Annotated in this window: 19 protein-coding genes; all 19 read right to left on the reverse strand. The window is 54.1% G+C overall.

Features of this window, described 5'->3' with window-relative positions; translation table 11 throughout:
• Window positions 1-2 precede the first annotated feature (2 nt).
• The 19 genes from TPH_RS08070 to amaP all read right to left on the reverse strand — a co-directional run bounded on the left by TPH_RS08070 (window position 3) and on the right by amaP (window position 18,173).
• On the reverse strand, window positions 3-677 hold the full coding sequence (locus tag TPH_RS08070) for a glycosyltransferase family 2 protein (protein WP_236608867.1): 675 nt from the start codon (window positions 675-677) through the stop codon (window positions 3-5).
• Between the two features lie 23 nt (window positions 678-700).
• The gene (locus TPH_RS08075; RefSeq protein ID WP_158502677.1) at window positions 701-1,582 is read right to left on the reverse strand and encodes a copper transporter; all 882 of its coding nucleotides are present in this window, start codon (window positions 1,580-1,582) and stop codon (window positions 701-703) included.
• 14 nt (window positions 1,583-1,596) lie between these two features.
• On the reverse strand, window positions 1,597-2,718 hold the full coding sequence (steA, locus tag TPH_RS08080; protein ID WP_015050704.1) for a putative cytokinetic ring protein SteA: 1,122 nt from the start codon (window positions 2,716-2,718) through the stop codon (window positions 1,597-1,599).
• Window positions 2,719-2,795: 77 nt separating this feature from the next.
• Entirely contained in the window at window positions 2,796-3,566 is a 771-nt protein-coding gene (spo0A, locus tag TPH_RS08085) for a sporulation transcription factor Spo0A (RefSeq protein ID WP_015050705.1), read from the reverse strand.
• Window positions 3,567-3,734: 168 nt separating this feature from the next.
• Window positions 3,735-5,021 carry a SpoIVB peptidase gene (gene spoIVB, locus TPH_RS08090; RefSeq protein WP_148275882.1) on the reverse strand — a complete coding sequence of 429 codons (1,287 nt, stop codon included), beginning with the start codon at window positions 5,019-5,021 and terminating at the stop codon, window positions 3,735-3,737.
• Window positions 5,022-5,211: 190 nt separating this feature from the next.
• Window positions 5,212-6,912, reverse strand: coding sequence for a DNA repair protein RecN (gene recN / locus TPH_RS08095; RefSeq protein ID WP_015050707.1), 1,701 nt, complete (start codon window positions 6,910-6,912; stop codon window positions 5,212-5,214).
• An 8-nt stretch (window positions 6,913-6,920) separates the two neighbouring features.
• Window positions 6,921-7,373: an arginine repressor gene (argR, locus tag TPH_RS08100; protein WP_015050708.1), complete on the reverse strand. Its 453-nt coding sequence runs from the start codon at window positions 7,371-7,373 to the stop codon at window positions 6,921-6,923.
• A 36-nt stretch (window positions 7,374-7,409) separates the two neighbouring features.
• Window positions 7,410-8,261 carry an NAD(+)/NADH kinase gene (locus tag TPH_RS08105; RefSeq protein ID WP_015050709.1) on the reverse strand — a complete coding sequence of 284 codons (852 nt, stop codon included), beginning with the start codon at window positions 8,259-8,261 and terminating at the stop codon, window positions 7,410-7,412.
• A gap of 13 nt (window positions 8,262-8,274) precedes the next feature.
• Window positions 8,275-9,126, reverse strand: coding sequence for a TlyA family RNA methyltransferase (locus TPH_RS08110; protein ID WP_028990952.1), 852 nt, complete (start codon window positions 9,124-9,126; stop codon window positions 8,275-8,277).
• Window positions 9,127-9,129: 3 nt separating this feature from the next.
• Window positions 9,130-10,989 (reverse strand): 1-deoxy-D-xylulose-5-phosphate synthase, encoded by a 1,860-nt coding sequence (gene dxs, locus TPH_RS08115; RefSeq protein ID WP_428837356.1) that lies wholly within the window; start codon window positions 10,987-10,989, stop codon window positions 9,130-9,132.
• Window positions 10,982-11,572, reverse strand: a complete 591-nt coding sequence (locus TPH_RS08120) for a hypothetical protein (protein ID WP_015050712.1) — start codon at window positions 11,570-11,572, stop codon at window positions 10,982-10,984. The genes dxs and TPH_RS08120 overlap by 8 nt, the downstream gene beginning before the upstream one ends.
• A gap of 837 nt (window positions 11,573-12,409) precedes the next feature.
• Complete coding sequence (locus TPH_RS08125) at window positions 12,410-13,297, reverse strand: polyprenyl synthetase family protein (protein ID WP_015050713.1); 888 nt, start codon at window positions 13,295-13,297, stop codon at window positions 12,410-12,412.
• Window positions 13,294-13,572 carry an exodeoxyribonuclease VII small subunit gene (gene xseB, locus TPH_RS08130; RefSeq protein WP_015050714.1) on the reverse strand — a complete coding sequence of 93 codons (279 nt, stop codon included), beginning with the start codon at window positions 13,570-13,572 and terminating at the stop codon, window positions 13,294-13,296. The genes TPH_RS08125 and xseB overlap by 4 nt, the downstream gene beginning before the upstream one ends.
• The gene (xseA, locus tag TPH_RS08135) at window positions 13,539-14,786 is read right to left on the reverse strand and encodes an exodeoxyribonuclease VII large subunit (protein WP_015050715.1); all 1,248 of its coding nucleotides are present in this window, start codon (window positions 14,784-14,786) and stop codon (window positions 13,539-13,541) included. Before xseA ends, xseB begins: the two co-directional genes overlap by 34 nt.
• Window positions 14,786-15,643, reverse strand: a complete 858-nt coding sequence (locus tag TPH_RS08140) for a bifunctional 5,10-methylenetetrahydrofolate dehydrogenase/5,10-methenyltetrahydrofolate cyclohydrolase (protein ID WP_028990951.1) — start codon at window positions 15,641-15,643, stop codon at window positions 14,786-14,788. Before TPH_RS08140 ends, xseA begins: the two co-directional genes overlap by 1 nt.
• 91 nt (window positions 15,644-15,734) lie before the next feature.
• Window positions 15,735-16,604, reverse strand: coding sequence for a bifunctional 5,10-methylenetetrahydrofolate dehydrogenase/5,10-methenyltetrahydrofolate cyclohydrolase (locus TPH_RS08145; protein WP_015050717.1), 870 nt, complete (start codon window positions 16,602-16,604; stop codon window positions 15,735-15,737).
• 297 nt (window positions 16,605-16,901) lie between these two features.
• Window positions 16,902-17,318: a transcription antitermination factor NusB gene (gene nusB, locus TPH_RS08150; protein WP_015050718.1), complete on the reverse strand. Its 417-nt coding sequence runs from the start codon at window positions 17,316-17,318 to the stop codon at window positions 16,902-16,904.
• 51 nt (window positions 17,319-17,369) lie between these two features.
• Window positions 17,370-17,597 (reverse strand): DUF2273 domain-containing protein, encoded by a 228-nt coding sequence (locus TPH_RS08155; RefSeq protein ID WP_015050719.1) that lies wholly within the window; start codon window positions 17,595-17,597, stop codon window positions 17,370-17,372.
• A gap of 39 nt (window positions 17,598-17,636) precedes the next feature.
• Window positions 17,637-18,173, reverse strand: a complete 537-nt coding sequence (gene amaP / locus TPH_RS08160; RefSeq protein WP_015050720.1) for an alkaline shock response membrane anchor protein AmaP — start codon at window positions 18,171-18,173, stop codon at window positions 17,637-17,639.
• Window positions 18,174-18,180 lie beyond the last annotated feature (7 nt).

An 18,180-nucleotide genomic window follows, 5' to 3' on the forward strand; every position in this document is an offset into this window, starting at 1 on the left:
AATCACACCTCTTTCCGCAACACCTTACTCATAAAGATACCCGCCAGCACCAAGAAAACATGCCAAAACTGCCTTCCGCGATGGCAAAACCCCGCCCAATCTCTCCCGGTGTGACGGTGTGTCATCATTGTAGGAACCTCCAGAATGCGGAAGCCGCGAAGCGCCGCCCGCACCGTCATCGCCACCTCAACCCCGTAACCAGAGGCAAAGGGAACGACGGCTTGAAGCACCTCCCGCCGCATTACCCGCTGGCCTGACAGCGGTGCCGTCAGACGCAGGCCCGTCAATAACCTGATACCACCACCTGCCAACCCCTTCACCAGCCCAAAGCCGCCTGGGTTTTTAACCGGAGGGAAGGTAGCAATGGTCAGATCCGCCTCCCCCTCCAGGACCGGCCGGGCCAAAACCTCCAATTCCCTGGCGCTTTCGCCCAGGTCTCCATCGAGCAGGGCGACAACAGGCTGACTCAGGTAGGGCACCCCCTTGTTAAGGGCACCTCCCTTTCCAACGTTATAGGGAAGACGCAGCACTTCGGCACCGGCATCGGCGGCCCGGGAAGCGGTATCATCTTGGGACCCGTCATCAACCACCAGCACCTGCCGCACCCCAGGTGCTTTAATTACCGCTCTAACCGTCCTCCCGATAGACTCTTCTTCATTATAGGCAGGAATTAACACGGAAATCAAGAAATGTCACATCCTTATTCCAGCGGAGGGAGGAAAGCATCGGCAGTTTCCTTGATCCCGTACTGTCCGGGATAGCCGCTCATGGCCTGGACCAGGGCAACCTGACCGAAGACGGTATCGATATTATCCACAGTCGATATCCGGGCGCTTTGATAATAGCGCATGTAAGAAATCAGAGCATTGCTATCCTCAACCCCATAAACATTAATACCCGCATCCTTCCAGACCTCAATCATATTCAAATCAAATACTTTGGCGTAATCCTGCTCCTTATCATTGCTTCCCCCGATGAGGATCACCTCTTGCAGCGGGGGGCCGTACACCCCGGAAACTTTAATAATTTCACTCTCGTCGAGAAAACGCACGAAATCCTCATTCCCGCCGCTGAGGACGGCTGCTGCGAGAAGCCGCGCAAAGTCGGGCAGGTACCTGTCGGGCGCCACCTCCTCGCTTCTTCCCAGGAAAGCAGCAACCTGCCTGTTTAACTGCTGATCTCTCAGGAGCATCAAATTAACGACCGTTATTGACCGGACATCGGCCCCTGCGGAACGCAGCACACTCACCAGACTGTCATGTTCTTTACGATAGTTGAGGTCAACTATGGCGATCCTCCGATCTTGCAATTTACCGCGCACCAAGACAGGAAGAACCGCTTCATTGAACTTTTTCTGGTTTGCCATCACTTCCTGAGCCTGGATCAATGCTTCGGCGTTTTTCTTGTTTTCCTCCCTCAATACGGTAAACTCTCGCTCGATGCTGTTGATTATCTTTTCCTGTTGTTTGGTTATGGCTTCGCTGCCGATCATCGAAGTCCCGATTACGATTCCTATACCAAGGGCAAGAAAGATAGCGACCAGGGAAGCAATATGATGCCTGATGTCAAAAATCAAGTTCAAGTCTCCTTCCCTCATCAAATCCGCAACAGCAGCTTGATCTGCATAATCAGGAGCTTGAGAAAACCCCTCGTTGCTGGCGATACCATAACGACCACGAACAGCGGGAGCATCGCCGCCAGAAAAATCTGCGCTAAGTGCCGCGGTTGCAGCCTCTGCCGATAGAGTTTGCTGACCCCTTTGGCGTCCACCAGTATCGAGCCGACCTTCAGCCTTACCAAAAAAGTACTGGCCATGCCGGAGCGACCCTTCTCTAAAAAGTCAATCATGTTGGAGTGGGTGCCAACAGCCACAATCAGCTCCGCCCCTTTTTCATAGGCCAGCAGCAGGGCGATGTCCTCACTGGTGCCGGGAGCCGGGAAGAGCACAGCCGGCAATCCCAACTTTTCGATCCTGGCCAGCCCCGGCGCCCTGCCGTCGGGATAGGCATGCACGACAATCTCGGCACCTGACAGCAGTGCTTCGTCGGAAACACTATCCATGTCACCAACGATGAGGTCGGGTCGGTAGCCGAGTTCCAAAAGGGCATCGGCACCTCCGTCCACACCGATCAGCACCGGCTTGACCTCATCGATGTAGGATTTAATGGTGATAATATCTTCATGATAACCCTGGCCTCTCACCACGACGAGGGCATGCCGATTCTGGAGCTTTGTGCGCAGGCGGGGTACGGGATAATCCCCTAAAATCAGCCCCTGCTCTCTGCGGGCATAATCAAGGGTGTTTTCCACGAATTTGGCTAGTTCTTGCTTGATATTCTTTTTCGTGGCCTCCATTTTGGCCCTTACCTCAAGTTCTGAAAGCCATCTACCCCTTGCGATTAACCTGCCACCGCAAAAGACTTCTTCCCCCCTAATGACCACTTCATCCCCGTCATGGATCTCTTCAATAACCGCGGAACCCGCCGCATCAAGAAGCGGGACCCCTGCCTTGAGTAGAGTCAGAGGACCCGCATTCGGATATCTGCCTGTAATTGATCGACTGGCATTTATTACCGCTTTCGGGCGGCAGTTAACGATACTCTCAGCTGCCAGCTCATCAAGGTCGGCATGGTCGATAACTGCAATTTCATGGGTGCGCAAGCGCTTGATGAGGTTTTTTGTCCTCTTATCAACCTTGGCAATTCCTTTAATAACCATCGTACCACACCGCCGTAAACCGTTTTTCCTCGTCTTCGATTTTAAACCAAACGCCGATCAGGTGCAAGCTGGAAGCCTCAACTGACCTTGGCTCCCACCCGCAGGCGGTCGGCTACCATGGCAATAAACTCCGAGTTGGTTGGTTTTCCGCGCTCCACGTCGATCGTATAGCCAAAGAACTTATTCATCAGCTCCACATTGCCGCGATCCCAGGCCAATTCAATGGCGTGGCGAATCGCCCTTTCGACCCGACTCGGTGTCGTGTTGTATTTCTCCGCTATCGCCGGATAGAGCTCTTTTGTGACGGCTCCCAGCAAACTTGTCTCCTCGACGACCATAATGATGGCATCTCTTATATACTGATACCCGCGCACATGGGCGGGAACCCCCATCTGGTGAATCAGGTTCGTCACTTCAACATCCAGGTTGCGCACCCGCGGCTGGGAGGAATTGCGGACCGGCTCTATTTGGTTGTTCGCCAACTGCCGCACCCGATTGGCAAGCACCTCCAGATCAAACGGCTTTAAGATGTAATAGTTCGCTCCCAACTCCACCGCTCGCTTGGTCATGGCCTCCTGCCCGAAAGCGGTGAGGATGATCACTTTCGGGCGATTGTCATCATAATCCATGGCAAGCTTTTCAAGAACTCCAATTCCGTCGAGATGAGGCATGATCAGATCGAGAATCATAACATCCGGCATTTCCTGCTGCAGCATCTCCAAAGCCTGCACTCCGTCATAAGCAACGCCGCAAACCTCACAATCCTCAACTCCATCGAAATATTCCTTTAAAATCTCACAAAATTCCCGATTATCATCGACAATCATGATTTTTACCTTACTTGCCATGCAGTTTCGCCCCCTAATAACATGGTTACCTTATTTTCTATATTTTCTCATTTGTAGATTCGACGGATGAGTACCAATATCCTGCTTCGAATTATGGAAAAAGATGGCTAAACGTGGAGCCGTGGATTTACGCTGTGGATTATTGAGGCCATTTTACTTCAGTCGAGCTCAAAGCGGAGAACAACGGGGGTAGTAGGCGGGCTTTAAAAACGGTTTTGCATCTTTATTCAGCAGCAAGCTGTTTGGCGCGCTGTTCTTCGTCGCCGGGATCAACCCCACTTCTTCCAGCATCAGCTCGGCCAGCACCCCGTAGCCGCGCTTGGGGTCATTGACGAAAACATGGGTAACCGCTCCAACCAGCTTCCCGTTCTGTATGATGGGGCTGCCGCTCATTCCCCGAATAATCCCTCCAGTCCGGCGCAGCAGATCGGGATCGGTTATTTCAATAATAAACGACTTGCCGTCGGGGCGCGGTCTGGGGAAGACAGTCTTTATGTAAATTTGAAACGCCTCGATGGTTTCACCGCTCAACACCGTAAGCATGGTAGCAGTGCCCTCATGCACCTGACTGCTCATGGCGACAGGCAGAGGATGGGAGAAAAAAGGATTCGTTAAGTCTCGATGAAGCGTGCCGAAGATGCCGTATTTTGTGTTTTTGGTGATACTTCCCGAAACACCGCTCTCATTAAAAAAGACCCCTATTTTCTCCCCAATGCGGCTCCTTTCCCCTTTTTGAATTCCCTGCACCGATGCCATGACGATCTTCCCATCGCTGAGATCCAGGGCTCTTCCGCTCTCGGAATCCGTAATCTCATGTCCGAGGGCACCGAACTTCTTCGTTTGGGCTTCATAAAAAGTAAGTGTCCCTACTCCGGCAGCACCGTCACGGACGAGAAGCCCGATCCGGTAGCGCCGCGTGTCCCGACAGAATTCCGGTTTCACCCAGTACTCCCGAAGGTGCCCCCCGCGTTTTACCTGCAGCCGGATCTGTTCCCGTTTCCGGGCCAGTTCGTCGATCAAAAAACTCATCTGAACATCGCTGTGAACCGTTGCGTTTTCGACTTTAATAATGAGATCGCCGGGCATAATTCCCGCCTCTCGTGCCGGACAGGATCCGGTACCCAGCACTCCAGGGATATTCGAATACCCTACAACCAGTACCCCGGTGGAGTTCAAGATGACGCCAATCGACTGCCCTCCGGCCATCACCTTTACCGGTGTGATTACCTGAAGGATAACTTTTTTTAGAGGAACGAACCCAAAAAGACGCAGTTCAAGCTTGAAAAGGCCTGGTGCCGCAGCAATAGGTGCTTTTTCCATTGCGGCCTGGGTACTGCCGAGCAAAAACCCCTCTTCCTCCCAGATCAGGTTTCCCTCTCCATCGTCTATAAGAGCGAAAATCCTTTTGGCAAGATAATCCGGGAAAAGGGTTCCCAGCTCAACTTTCTCTCCCACATTAATACGTATGAGAGGGGGTATCACAGCTCTTATCTGAAACAGGAAGAGATATCCGGTCACTGCAACTAGCACAAAGAAAAAAAGACCGGGAATTCTCAGGCGATCGCTGGCTTTGATGTTGCCTCACTCCTCAGTCTTTTGTTGGGCTGTTCCTCCGAGCCGTATCCTCTTAGGATTAAATTAACCTCTACCTTCCTGTTTTATTCACAGACAAATTGCTATTCAGAATCTCCCGGGCGTGCTTCCGGGCAATTTCCTTCTTGCCGGAATTACCGAGCATTCTCACCAGCTCGTCGATCCTCTCCTCCTCTTGAAGCAGGCGAACGGAAACACACGTCCTCTCCCCCGAAAAGGTCTTTTCAACGCGAAAATGCCTCTGCCCCCTCCCCGCGATCTGCGGTGCATGGGTGACACACAACACCTGCTTCCCCCCGGCCACAGCAACCAGGCGCTCGCCCACCGCCTGCAGCGTCAACCCTCCGATCCCGGCATCGATTTCATCGAAAATCAGAGTAGGTATACGGTCATTTTCCGCCAGAATCACCTTTAGTGCCAGCATAACGCGCGACATTTCGCCTCCTGAGGCTATTTTAGCCAGAGGCTTCAAGGGCTCGCCCGGGTTGGCGCTGAACAGAAACTCGACCTCATCATATCCTTTAGGCCCGGGGTCGCTTAACACCTTCCAGCCGATTTCCAGGCGGGCATTCTCCATGCCCAAACCTTCCAATTCCCTGAGAACGGCGGCAACAAAACGCTTCGCACCGGCACGCCTTAATGAGGACAGTTTTTTAGCCTCGGCATCATACTCCTTTGTCAAACGCCGGTATTCGTCTGCCAGGGCCTCCTTCCGTCCGGCTGCCCCCTCCATTCCCTCGATCTCGGCCGCGGCCTGTTCCCGAAAGGCGCAAACCTCAGCGAGGGAATTCCCGTACTTGCGCATCAGTCCCCGCAGGGCAAAAAGCCGGTCCTCCACCTCCTGGGCGCGCTGAGGGTCAAATTCCAGTCTGTCCTGGTAGGACCTCAGCCTTTCAACGACATCCTCCAGCCTGTAAACGATATCATTCAACTCATAACAAAGCTCCTCCATGGAACCGTCAAGCTTCCCTATCTCCTGCAGCTTCTGGGCGGCGCTGCTCAGAAGATCGTAGGCAGGAGCAGTTCTGCCGCCGCCTGCCAGTTCCTCCAGAGCTTCCTTGACCAGACCGGCCAGTTTTTCACCGCAGCGGAAGCGCTCCCTCTCCTGCTGCAGCTCCTCTTCCTCGCCGGGGCGCGGCTTAAGGCGGTCGATTTCCGCCACAGCGAACCGCAGATATTCCAGGTGGCGCGTTACTTCTGCCTCATGAGCCTGTTGCTGTTCGTATTCCTCCTTCACCATTACAAGGCGCCGGTACAGATCGGCAACGAGTGAACGCTGCTGCAGAACTTCACGCCCGCAGTAACGGTCGAGCAACTCACCGTGCTGGCCTACGCGCAAGAGAGACTGATGCTCATGTTGCCCGTGCAGATCCACCAGCAGTTCCCCCAGCGAGCGGTACATTGCCAGGGGGACTATCCTCCCGTTTATCCTGCAAAGGCTTCTCCCCTCCCGCACCACTTCCCGAGAAAGCAACAGGGTTCCGTCCTCACTGACGGGAACCCCGAGTTCGACCAGCTTTTCGGCGACGTGCAGGTAATCTGTACAATCAAAAAGCCCTTCAACACAGGCCTTTTCTGCGCCTGTGCGCACCAGTTCCGTAGATGCCCGGCCACCCACCAGCAGATTCATGGCATCAACGATAATTGACTTGCCGGCACCGGTTTCCCCAGTTAAAACATTTAACCCCGGTCCGGGATGAAGCTCCACATAATCGATCAGGGCAAAGTCTCTGATGACGAGCTGGACTAGCACCTTCGACCTCACCTCAATAGTGATTCCAGGCGTTCCACCACTTGAACCACCACATCCCGCGGCTTGACGATAACGAGAATTGTGTCATCACCGGCCACCGTTCCGATGATCTCCTTCCAGCCGGCATGGTCGAGGGCTGAGGCAACCCCCTGAGCAGCACCAGGGAGGGTTCTGATGAGCACCAGGTTTTCACTGAAATCAACTTTGACTACGTTTTCCCTGAAAAGCCGGCGAAGGCGCTCATTACTGCGCGGTGGCTCCAGCTTGTGCGGCCGGGCGTAGCGGTAAACATTAGGCCCAACCGGAACCTTGACCAGCTGCAGCTCTTTGATGTCCCGGGAGATGGTGGCCTGAGTGGTTTTAATTCCCCTTGCCAGCAGCTCTTCGGCCAGCTCCTCCTGTGTCGCAACTGGTTTTTCCTCTATGATTTCCAGAATCATCTGCTGCCGTCGCAGTTTCAAAGGAGTTCCTGTCCTCCTTAAATTAAAAATCTCTAACTAGCGGTTTCCCTCCCGCATCTTCAGTCGCAAAACTTCGGAAAACGACCTTCCTTTGACCTTCACCAAATTGGTATAAACAGCAGCCTTCCGGATAATCACACAATCGTTTTTCTGCAAAGGGTAACCGATCTGCCCGTCAATCGTCACCATATTCTCGGGGGAATCGGACTTCAGAACTACCCTGATCTCCTGATTGTGGGAAAGGATGAACGGACGGGCATAAAGGGAATGCGGGCAAATGGGGGTTACGATCATCACTTCCAGCTCCGGATTGACGATAGGACCTCCAGCCGAAAGGGAATAAGCGGTAGAACCGGTCGGAGAAGCAATGATAATTCCATCCGCCCGGTAGGTAGCCAGGTAATCGTTTCCAACATAGGTCTCCAGCCTGATGATGCGGGATATCGGACCCTTGTTGATAACGACATCATTCAAGGCGACAAAGTTGGCCACCCTAGAACCTTCCCGCAGCACCTCGGCGGCCAGCATCATGCGCGGCTCTATTTTATAATCACCCTTCAAAAGTTTTTCCAGGGAAGGATAGAGGTCGGGCATTTCCAGGTCGGTGAGGAAGCCCAACTGGCCGAGGTTGACACCCAGGATCGGAGTCCCCTTCTCGGCCACCTGGCGTGCCACTCCCAAAAGTGTCCCGTCCCCGCCGAGAGACATGATAATATCCACGTCTTCGGTGAACTCAAGAAGAGGACAACCGTAACTCGGCTCACCGGTTTCGATATAGCGGGGCAGAACAACACTGATCCCCCGCTGTTCGAACCATCCTTTTAAAATATCGAGAAATCTTCCGCCTCGTGCCTTTCGATAATTAACAACCAAACCTATCCGTTTCATCTTTTCCTCCCAGCTACCTGGCACCGCCACCCTTGTTCAACAGCAGATCGTGTGCTCTCAGAACAACGGTGCGAACCATTTCCGATAGTTCCCGTTCCACTAACCCTTGTTCGGAATGTTTCTCTTCTCCGGCCACCAGCCATAAGAAAAATTCCAGGTTGCCTTCCGCTCCCAGCAGCGGTGAATGAGTAACACCTTTCATGAGAAAACCGCTTCCCCTGGCATCGGCGATGACCTTTTCCAAAACCCTACAATGAGTTTCCGGTGCCCTGACAATTCCCCCCTTACCTACGAGAGCCCGGCCGGCTTCGAATTGGGGCTTCACAAGGGCGACAACCTCTCCCTCATCTCTCAGCAGCTCTCTGACGGCGGGGAAAACCTTTTCTAGAGAAATAAAGGAAAGATCCAGAGTAACAAGGTCTACCTTTGTCCCCAGCTTTTCCGGGGTAAGATAGCGCAAATTGGTCCTCTCCAGGACGACGACCCGAGGGTCGCGGCGCAGCTCCCAGGCAAGCTGGCCGTAGCCGACATCAACGGCAAAAACCCGCATAGCTCCCCGCCTGAGAAGGCATTGGGTAAATCCCCCCGTAGAGGCCCCGGCATCCAGGACTACCCGGCCGCCGATATCTATTCCGAATTCATCCAGCGCTGCATCCAGTTTGAGCCCACCCCTGCTGACGAAGGGGCAGGGATCTCTTTTAACTTCGATCTCACCCTCAGGGTCCACGAACGTGCCTGGTTTTTCAATACGCTGCCCCCGGTAGAAAACGACACCTTCCATAATCGCCCGCCGAGCCTGCTCACGGCTGGAGAAATAATTCTTTTCAACGAGAAGCTGATCAAGTCGCTTCTTCCTGCCTCCCACTCCTTACCAACCCTTCGACCTGATAAATCTGGCAATCCCCGCAGGGTCAAGCCCCAAAGCCTCCCGCAGGATGCGGGGATCCCCGTGTTCTAGAAAGCAGTTGGGCACACCGAGGCAGGCTGCTTCACCGCGATAATTGCGAGCCGCCAGCAGCTCCAGCACTGCGCTACCAAATCCCCCCGCCAGAACATTTTCCTCCAGCGTCAAGACCTTTTCCGTCTTCAGCGCCCAGTCCAGAATCAGATCCTCATCAAGCGGTTTGACGAAACGGCAGTTGACGACGGCAACATCCTTCCCTTCATCTGCCAGCATTGCTGCCGCTTCCAGAGCATGGTAAACAAGAGGCCCAACGGCAAATATTACCACGTCCCGGCCTCTCCGAAGCACCTCTCCCCTGCCGAGAGGCAGGGCCGTGGGGTCCATCTCCACCTCGATCAAGGGGCCAGCCCCTCGAGGATAACGGATGGCCACAGGCCCCGGATAGTCGATGGCACTTTTGAGCATCGCCACCAGTTCACTCTGATCCTTAGGAACCATCACGGTCATTCCCGGTATATGCCGCAAATAAGAAAGGTCGAAGATCCCCTGATGGGTTTCCCCGTCATCACCCACAATTCCGCCGCGATCGAGCGCAAATACCACGTGCAGCTTTTGCCGGGCAACATCGTGCACAATCTGATCGTAGGCCCGCTGTAAAAACGTCGAGTAAATGGCAACTACAGGAAGGCATCCGGCCTTGGCCAGGCCGGCGGCCAGGGTGACGGCATGCTCTTCGGCAATCCCCACGTCAAAAAAGCGGTCCGGGTATCGTTCTGCAAAATCACGCAACCCCGTACCATCGGTCATAGCGGCAGAGATTGCCACCAGGTAGGGATGGCGCTCCGCCAGTCGAACAACTGTGGCACCGAAAACCTCAGTGAAACTCGGAGCAGGTCCAGGAGGGTGAGGCTCACCAGTTGCTAAATCAAAGGCACCGATTCCGTGAAACCTGTTGGGATATTTTTCAGCAGGGGGGTAACCCATTCCTTTGACAGTAGAGACATGTAGCAGAACGGGGCCCGGCAACCCCTTGGCTCGCTCCATAACCTGTATCAAGAGCCCGATATTATGCCCGTCTATCGGCCCCAGGTACGTAAACCCGAGCTCCTCAAAGAGAATTCCGTTAACGAGCAGGTATTTAAAGCTGTCTTTAAAGCGCTCTACAGCTTTGAAAACACGCGGACCGATATTGGGGATGCGGCGGAGCACGTCCCTAATCTCTTCCTTGCTGCGGTAGTAGAGAGGATCGGTGCGCAGTCTGCTGAGGTAGTTTGCCAGAGCTCCGACATTTCTGCTGATAGACATCTCATTGTCATTTAAGACGACAATTAAACGGGTACCTAACTGCCCGGCGTGATTTAGGGCTTCAAAAGCCATCCCTCCAGTCAGCGCCCCATCCCCGATCACCGCCAGGACGGAGTGTTGTTCCCCCTTGAGATCGCGGGCGATGGCAAAGCCCAAGGCTGCGGAAATGGAGGTGCTGCTGTGCCCGGTTTCAAAGCAGTCATGGTCACTTTCGGAGCATCGCGGGAAACCGCTCAATCCCTTGTACTGCCGCAGCGTTTCCATTTTGTCCCTGCGGCCGGTGAGGATCTTATGTACATAGCACTGATGCCCCACATCCCAGATGATCTTATCACGTGGGGATTCAAAGACATAATGAAGGGCAATGGCCAACTCTACGACTCCCAGGTTCGGGGCAAGATGTCCGCCGGTTCGCGAGACCACCTTCAATAAAAAAGACCTGATCTCCTCCGCCAGTTTCTCCAGTTCGGGCAAGGTCAGACCGCGCAGATCAGAAGGGGCGTTAATCTTTTCAAGAATCACAATTCTTCACCTTTTTCTTCACCGGACAGAAGAACTCGTATCCTGTTATTTTTTCTATCCAAGCAGCTATCTGACCGATTCGGAACATGACCTCAGTAGCCTCATTAAGCGCAAAACCTTTACCTATCGCTTTACCTCCCACAGTCAATGCAGCGACCAGGCCTGTCATCAACGTCATCAACAAGGTCGTATCGAGACCGGGATGACCGGCAAGCAACCGGAATACGATGGCTACCCCGACGGCACCGCCGACCGTGGCGCAGATATCACCCATGACGTCATTACAGAAGATCGCCACTTGATCGGCGTTCTTGATCAATTTAACTGCCTGCCGCGCACCCCATACCTTATTGGCCGCCCTGGCATTCATGTGGCCGACGTCCGCCGCCGCAGCAGCAAAACCGATAATGTCAAATAGAACACCGATAAGTATAACAATCAATAATATGACGAACCCTAACAAAAGAGCTGTGATCCTGCCCAGTAAGAGATCTGACAGATAGCTGAAGAGGATGCTAAGCACAAAGGTTAGAAGTGCGTTGCTGAGAGCGCGGCGCAGCCATTTGCCTTGATCTGACATTCATCTCCTCCATCAATGCATAAATGCAACCGGGAAAATTATATAAAGAGGTTGGGGTAAGGTTATCACCTCATCCTCCAACCCTTAAATAACATAAAACAATATCTGCAGGTGGTCACCTGCCGGGTAAATATTGTGGCTTAGGTCTAGCAGGTTTTCCCAACGAGGCGCCAGAACGTCGCCGTTCTGGTGGTTCCCCTTTAAGCCCGTTCTGTTCCGTTGCCGGTAACAGGGCTAGATTACCACTTAGTCCACACTTTAATCCCCGACAGATGCTGCCGGCAGGGCAGACAGTCTAGGAGTTTTCCTCAACGCTTCGACCGGCTTCTAGCCTCTTTTGCAGTGAAGGTTTCAGCACAGGCTTTTTCCGCAGGGCCCTTGCGGTCAAAAAGCCTTTTTACGGCATCCACCAGCACCACTCAAGGCAGGCTACACTGCACACAGCGCTCATCTGGCACCGCATGCAGGTTTAACTCAAAGCCGTAGGTTTTATCCCACGAACTTGAGCCTCCGCGGAGAAAGGGTCAACGCCTACATGCCATTGTAGATCGCCCTTTCTCCTTAACTCCCAGCACAAGCCCCCAACTGGGCGTTGAAAGCCAGCACCAGGAACTTCATCGATGTGCCCTTGACGGATTTTTAGGCCCGCCTTTGAAGCAGGTCTCAGCGACTAGAATACTGCACCACCTGCTGTTTCCTCACGTACAGCCGGGCTTTACCGGCTTTATGCGCGTTATTATAACACAAATAGATACACTAAACAAATAACAGCAGAAGCAGTTGAACTTGTTAAAAGGCGGAACGGGCCGAAAGCCATGATGAACGCCGGCAAAGGGCTCAAGTTTGGCGAGAAAGGAGATAAAGCGCTGCTTCCCTGAGGAATTCTGCTTCCGGACCAAAAACGGCCAGGCTCATCAGACACTTTTCCACCTGGCATGCCGCCATTTCCCGCGCCTTTTTCATCCCGAACAGCCCGGGATAGGTAACCTTTCCTCTGGCCAGATCGCGTCCGGTCTTCTTCCCCAGCTTCTCCTCACTCCCGGCAAGGTCCAAAATGTCGTCGGTGATCTGGAAGGCCAGTCCGAAGGCCTCGGCATACCCGGTAAGCGCTGTCAGCTCCTTATCCCCTGCACCTGCCAAAATAGCGCCGCTCCTTATCGCCGCCCGGAAGAGGGCACCTGTCTTATGGCGGTGAATGTACTCGAGAACAGAGGCCTCTATATCCTTCCCTTCTGATTCCAGGTCAACCACCTGGCCGCCGACGAGCCCCCGGGATCCAGCACCGGAAGCTACCTCCTGGATGACCTGAAGCACTACAGAGGAAGCAAACCCACCTTCGGCGAGGCGGGAGAGCGTTTCAAAGGCCAGAGTCAGGAGAGCATCTCCGGCCAGGATGGCGATGGCCTCTCCGAAAACCCGATGGCAGGTCGGCCTGCCACGCCGGTAATCATCATCATCCATCGCCGGGAGATCGTCGTGGATCAGAGAATAAGTATGGATCATCTCGATGGCAGCTGCCGCCGGCAGCACTCGCTCTTCCTCCAACCCCAGCATCCCCGCAGTCGCCAGGGTGAGTACCCCGCGCAGGCGTTTGCCCCCCGCAAAAGAACTGTAGCGCATGGCCTCATGAATAACAGGAGGATAACAGCTGGCAGGAGGCAGAAGGGACTGCAGACTGCTGTTGATAAGGTCCGCCCTGGTGGTGAGTTCCTGCTGCCAGTTCACCGGGAACCCCCTCCGGAATCATGGTTGCCGAGCCAGGCAGGTGCATTAGATTCAAAGTCCTTAAGCAGCACTTCAACCTGTTCCTCAAAGGCATCCAGCTTCTGCACAAGATACCGCAGCAGGCCCACCCCCTTCTGAAAAGAGGCCAGGGCCTCTTCCAGAGTAAGGTCACCCCTTTCCAGATCGGCAACGACAGCGCCCAGCTTCTCCAGAGCAGCTTCGAATGTTAGTGATTCTTCTGTTAATGACTCTTCCCGGTTTTCCTGTTCTTCCACTCGGGATCCTCCTTCTTTCCCTGAACCCGGCAGCTTAAACTCCCTTTCCTGAGAATGACCGTCACCGTATCGCCGATTTCAACGGCAGCGCTGTCCCGAACAATCCCGCCTGTCTGCGGGTTCAGGCACAGACTGAACCCTCGCTCCAGCACCGCCAGCGGGTTTAAAGCATTGAGCTTCCCGGCCAGCGCTCTGGTCTCTCCGGCGGACCGATCCAAAAGCGCCCGCATCCCACTCCCCAAACGCAGCCTGAGGATCCTGATGTCCTGTTTGTGCAACCGGATGATCCTCTTTAGGTAGCCGCCCAGATTTTTTTCGGAATACGCCCGGGTTCTTTCCCACCGCACACTCAAATTAACGCTGATCGCCTTTTCCAACCTTTCCTTGAGGCGGCGGATCTTCTCTTCCAGTTCCACCCGGCAGGGAACAACCATTTCGGCGGCTGCAGAAGGAGTAGGGGCGCGGAGATCGGCAACCAGATCGGCAATAGTGTAGTCGGTCTCATGACCGACTGCGCTGACAACCGGTATTCGAGAGCGAAAAATGGCGCGCGCCACCTCTTCGGTGTTGAAGGCCCATAACTCCTCTAAGGAACCTCCCCCTCGTCCCACGATGATCACATCGATATCACAGCGTTTATTGAGAGCAGCCAGTGCCTCGCAGATCTCCCCCGGCGCCTGTTCTCCCTGCACTGCAGCAGGCGCCAGCACAACGGGCATTCCCGGAAAGCGCCGCCTGATGATCGTAATCAGGTCACGCCAGGCAGCTCCAGCAGGTGAAGTAACGACGCCGATTTTCCGGGGGAGATAGGGGAGAGGTTTCTTATGCTCCGGCGCAAAGAGCCCCTCCCTCTGAAGGCGCTCCTTCAGGTTGCAGAAGGCTAGATAGAGCGCCCCTTGTCCGTCAGGAGAGAGCTCCTCTACATAGAACTGACAGAGCCCATCCCGTTCGTAGATGCTGATATAACCCCGCGCCAGAACTCCCATTCCATCGGCCGGCAGAAATTGAAGGCGGCTGCTGCGCGCTCTGAACATCATGCAGCGCAAGCTGCCATCACTATCCTTCAAAGTAAAGTAGAGGTGTCCCGACGGATGGCGCTTGAAATTGGAGATCTCCCCCCGCACCCACAGGTCGTTTAACAGAGGGTCGGCCTCAAGCAAATCGCGTAAATATCCCGTAACCTCTCCCACACGATAGATCCGGCGCTTCAGCACTAACGAACTCCGGCTTTGCGTTTAGCCGCCTCCACGAGGTTATAGATCAGCATGATGATCCGCATCGGGCCTACACCGCCGGGGACCGGTGTGATATAGCTGGCGACTTCGGCGGCACTGTCGTAATCCACATCACCCACCGATTTCCCCTCAACCCAGTTGGCCCCGGTATCGATAACAATGGCGCCCGGTTTGATCATCTCACCGGTAATGGCGCGCGGCCTCCCGACCTCCGTAATGATAATATCGGCCTGTTTGGTATAGGGAACGAAGTCCTCATCCGGGTGCACCAGGGTCACCGCGCATCCCTTCTCAAAGAGCATCATGGTGACGGGCTTTCCGATCTCAATCGACCAGCCGACGACAACGGCATGTTTGCCCTTAAAGTCCACTCCGATGTTCTCCAGGATTTTGACACAGGCATTGGCGGTAACTCCCAGGTAACAGTCGTCCCCGATCACCATGTTGCCGATGTTGACGGGGTGGAAGGCATCTATATCCTTTTCCGGAAGAATGGCATCCATTACCCGTTTTTCGTACTCATGGAGGTGTTCCGGCAGCGGCAACTGCACCAGAATCCCGTGCACTTTATCATCTTTGTTGAGCCTGTCGATGAGATCGAGGAGCTGCTCCAGGGTAGTATCCGCCCCAAGGTGATGGGTCTCGGCAAATGCCCCAACGCCCTCACAGGCCTTTGCCTTGGAACGCACGTAGAGGGCGGAATCCTCGGCATCCCCTACCAGGATCAGGGCCATACTGGGGGTGACGCCTTTACTTTTCAGCTCTTCGACCTCCCGGGAAAGCTGTTCCCTGACTTGCGCTGCCATTTCCTTCCCTGCGATACGCACTGCTGTCATCTCAATGCCCCCTTCATTATTAGACTTTGGACAAGGAAAGGAGAACTGGACCTCCCACATAATCCAGTTCTCCGCTCATATCATTTTCAACTCAGGACCTTTTCTCCATCTGCCACTTAGCTGCTTCCACTGTGTTGCGCATCAAAATTGCCGTTGTTGCCGTTCCGGCACCACCGGGAACCGGAGTGATCCAGGCTGCCCTTTCGGCTGCCGCCTCAGTTTCCACATCGCCCAGAATCTTGCCATCCTTGGTGGGGTTGATTCCGATGTCGATAACGATGGCCCCTTCCTTAATCCACTCTCCCTTGATCAGGTGTGGTACTCCAACAGCAACAACCAAAATTTCGGCCCGCCTTACATGTGATTCGGTCATTCCTCTCTGTCCTGTAGCAATATGGCAAATGGTTGTGGTTCCAAAGCTGTTCAACAAAAGCAAAGCAGCCGGTTTACCGACGATATCGCTGTGCCCGACAACCACGACTTCCTTCCCATAGAGATCGACACCGGTGGACTTAATCAATTCAAAAGCCCCCATGGCAGTGCAGGGCACAAGCCTGGGTTTACCGAAGGTGACCAGACCCATATTCGTCGGTGTTACACCCTCAACATCTTTCTCGTAAGCAATGCTCCACTGACAGACCTTAGCATCGATATGCTGCGGCAACGGCATCTGCAGGATAATGCCCGTCACATTGGGGTCGGCATTGAGCCCGGCGATATGTTTGAGCAGCTGCTCCTGGGTGGTATCGGCAGGCAACTCCTGCAGCTCATACTTGATTCCGCACTGCTCGGCGTTCTTTCTCTGAGCATTTGTATAAACCCGGGATGCTTCATTTTCCCCTACCTGAACAGCCACCAGACTCGGAGCAACGCCTTTGGCCTTTAATTCCTCTACCTCTTTCGCCACTTCCGCCTTGATCTTGTCTGCAAGAGGCTTACCTTTTAAAAGTTCTGCCGGCATCTTTCATCCTCCTTCAAATTTGTTATGAAAACAGGTTGTTAAAAATCAAATACCCTCCTAACTCACCCCCCCCTTGCACATCCTCTCGCTTCAATAACGCGCAGGCAACCGGGAAAATTTTGCTCCCGTTGCGCAAAGATGGTAGTTGTAGCCATCCTTAAACAAGAAACATAGCGGTCAGAGGGCTGTCACAAGTATAATATTCGTTTATAATATTCGTTTCCGGTGATGCAAATTCCTGCCACCCAATAGAAAGTTTCTTCCGTTTTCAAGAAAGAAAAAACCCCGGCTTTAAGGTTAATCGCCGGGATTCCGGGGAACTTCTCTGGCGATGCGCCCAAGGATTCCGTTGATGAATCGGCAGGAGTTCTCCTCGCTGAAAGTCTTGGCCAGCTCAACGGCCTCATCAATGGCCACATTGAGCGGGGTTTTCCCGTAGTAGAGCATTTCAAAGAGTCCGAGCCGCAGTATGTTGCGATCGACGTTGGCCATGCGCGGAAGATCCCACTCAATGGAGTAGCGCTTGATATAATCATCTATTTCCCGTATCTTCGCCAGCGTTCCCTTCACCAGCGATCGCGCAAAGGCGGCGGTTTCGTCGCTGACCTGATGCTCGGCAAGCAGATATTCCAGTGCCCTTTCTGGGTTCGCCCTGACTACGTCGACCTGAAACAAAACCTGCAGAGCGAGTTCTCTGGCCCGTCTCCTGCTCAAAATAGAGAACCTCCTTGTTTCCTCGCCTTCTTGCCCGGATGGTGGAGTTCGTCAGCGGAAAAAGCGATCCCACCAATCTCTCAAATTTCCCTCTTCGTCAAAGCGCTTTCCTAAGAAGTAGCCGATGAGAACGCAGATGACGATAAAAACCGATCTCCAAAATCCGAACGTTATGATCAGCAGCCCGACTGCCAGGCCGAGGGCCAGTCCCAGCACTTTACCCCGGTGGTTCGTGAGCAGTTCCTGCAAGATCTCTGAAAAACTTCTACCGTCCCACATCTGGCAACACCTTCTTCCTCTTCCCTGGAGGAGCGCAGGCTACTCCACACGAGGGCGTTGTTCAGCCGCAACGCTCCGGATCAGCACCTGCACCTGAGATACCTGAACCCCTGCCTTCTTTTCCAGGTATTCCTGCACTCTTTCCTGTACCTCCTGGGAAATATCCGGCAGATTGGCATCGGGGTTGATATTCATGTGCAGGAGAACCACCAGGCCTTCGCGGTCAGAGCGCAGGATCGGCTTGACCTCTCGTACATCTCGCACCTGCCGGGCGGCCCTGCGAATCAGGCTTTCCAGGGCGGTTGCTGCAATCTCGATTCTGCCCAACAGCGATTCCCGGATGATCACCTCGTGTTCACGCGGGCGGCGCAGGGCAGCCATGAGGATCCAGAGGGCCATCAGAACAAGAAAGGCACTGACGGCGGCCACCGCCCAACGATTGCCCGGAAGCGCCAGCCAATCTTCCAGATGGGTTAATGGCAGCGACCATCCCAGGGCTACCGCAAAGGCACATCCTCCCAGGAGCAAAATGAACAGGGCAAAGACGGCAACGAAAAAACGGTATGATATGCCCATCTATCTG

Source organism: Thermacetogenium phaeum DSM 12270, assembly GCF_000305935.1.
Lineage (GTDB): Bacteria > Bacillota > DSM-12270 > Thermacetogeniales > Thermacetogeniaceae > Thermacetogenium > Thermacetogenium phaeum.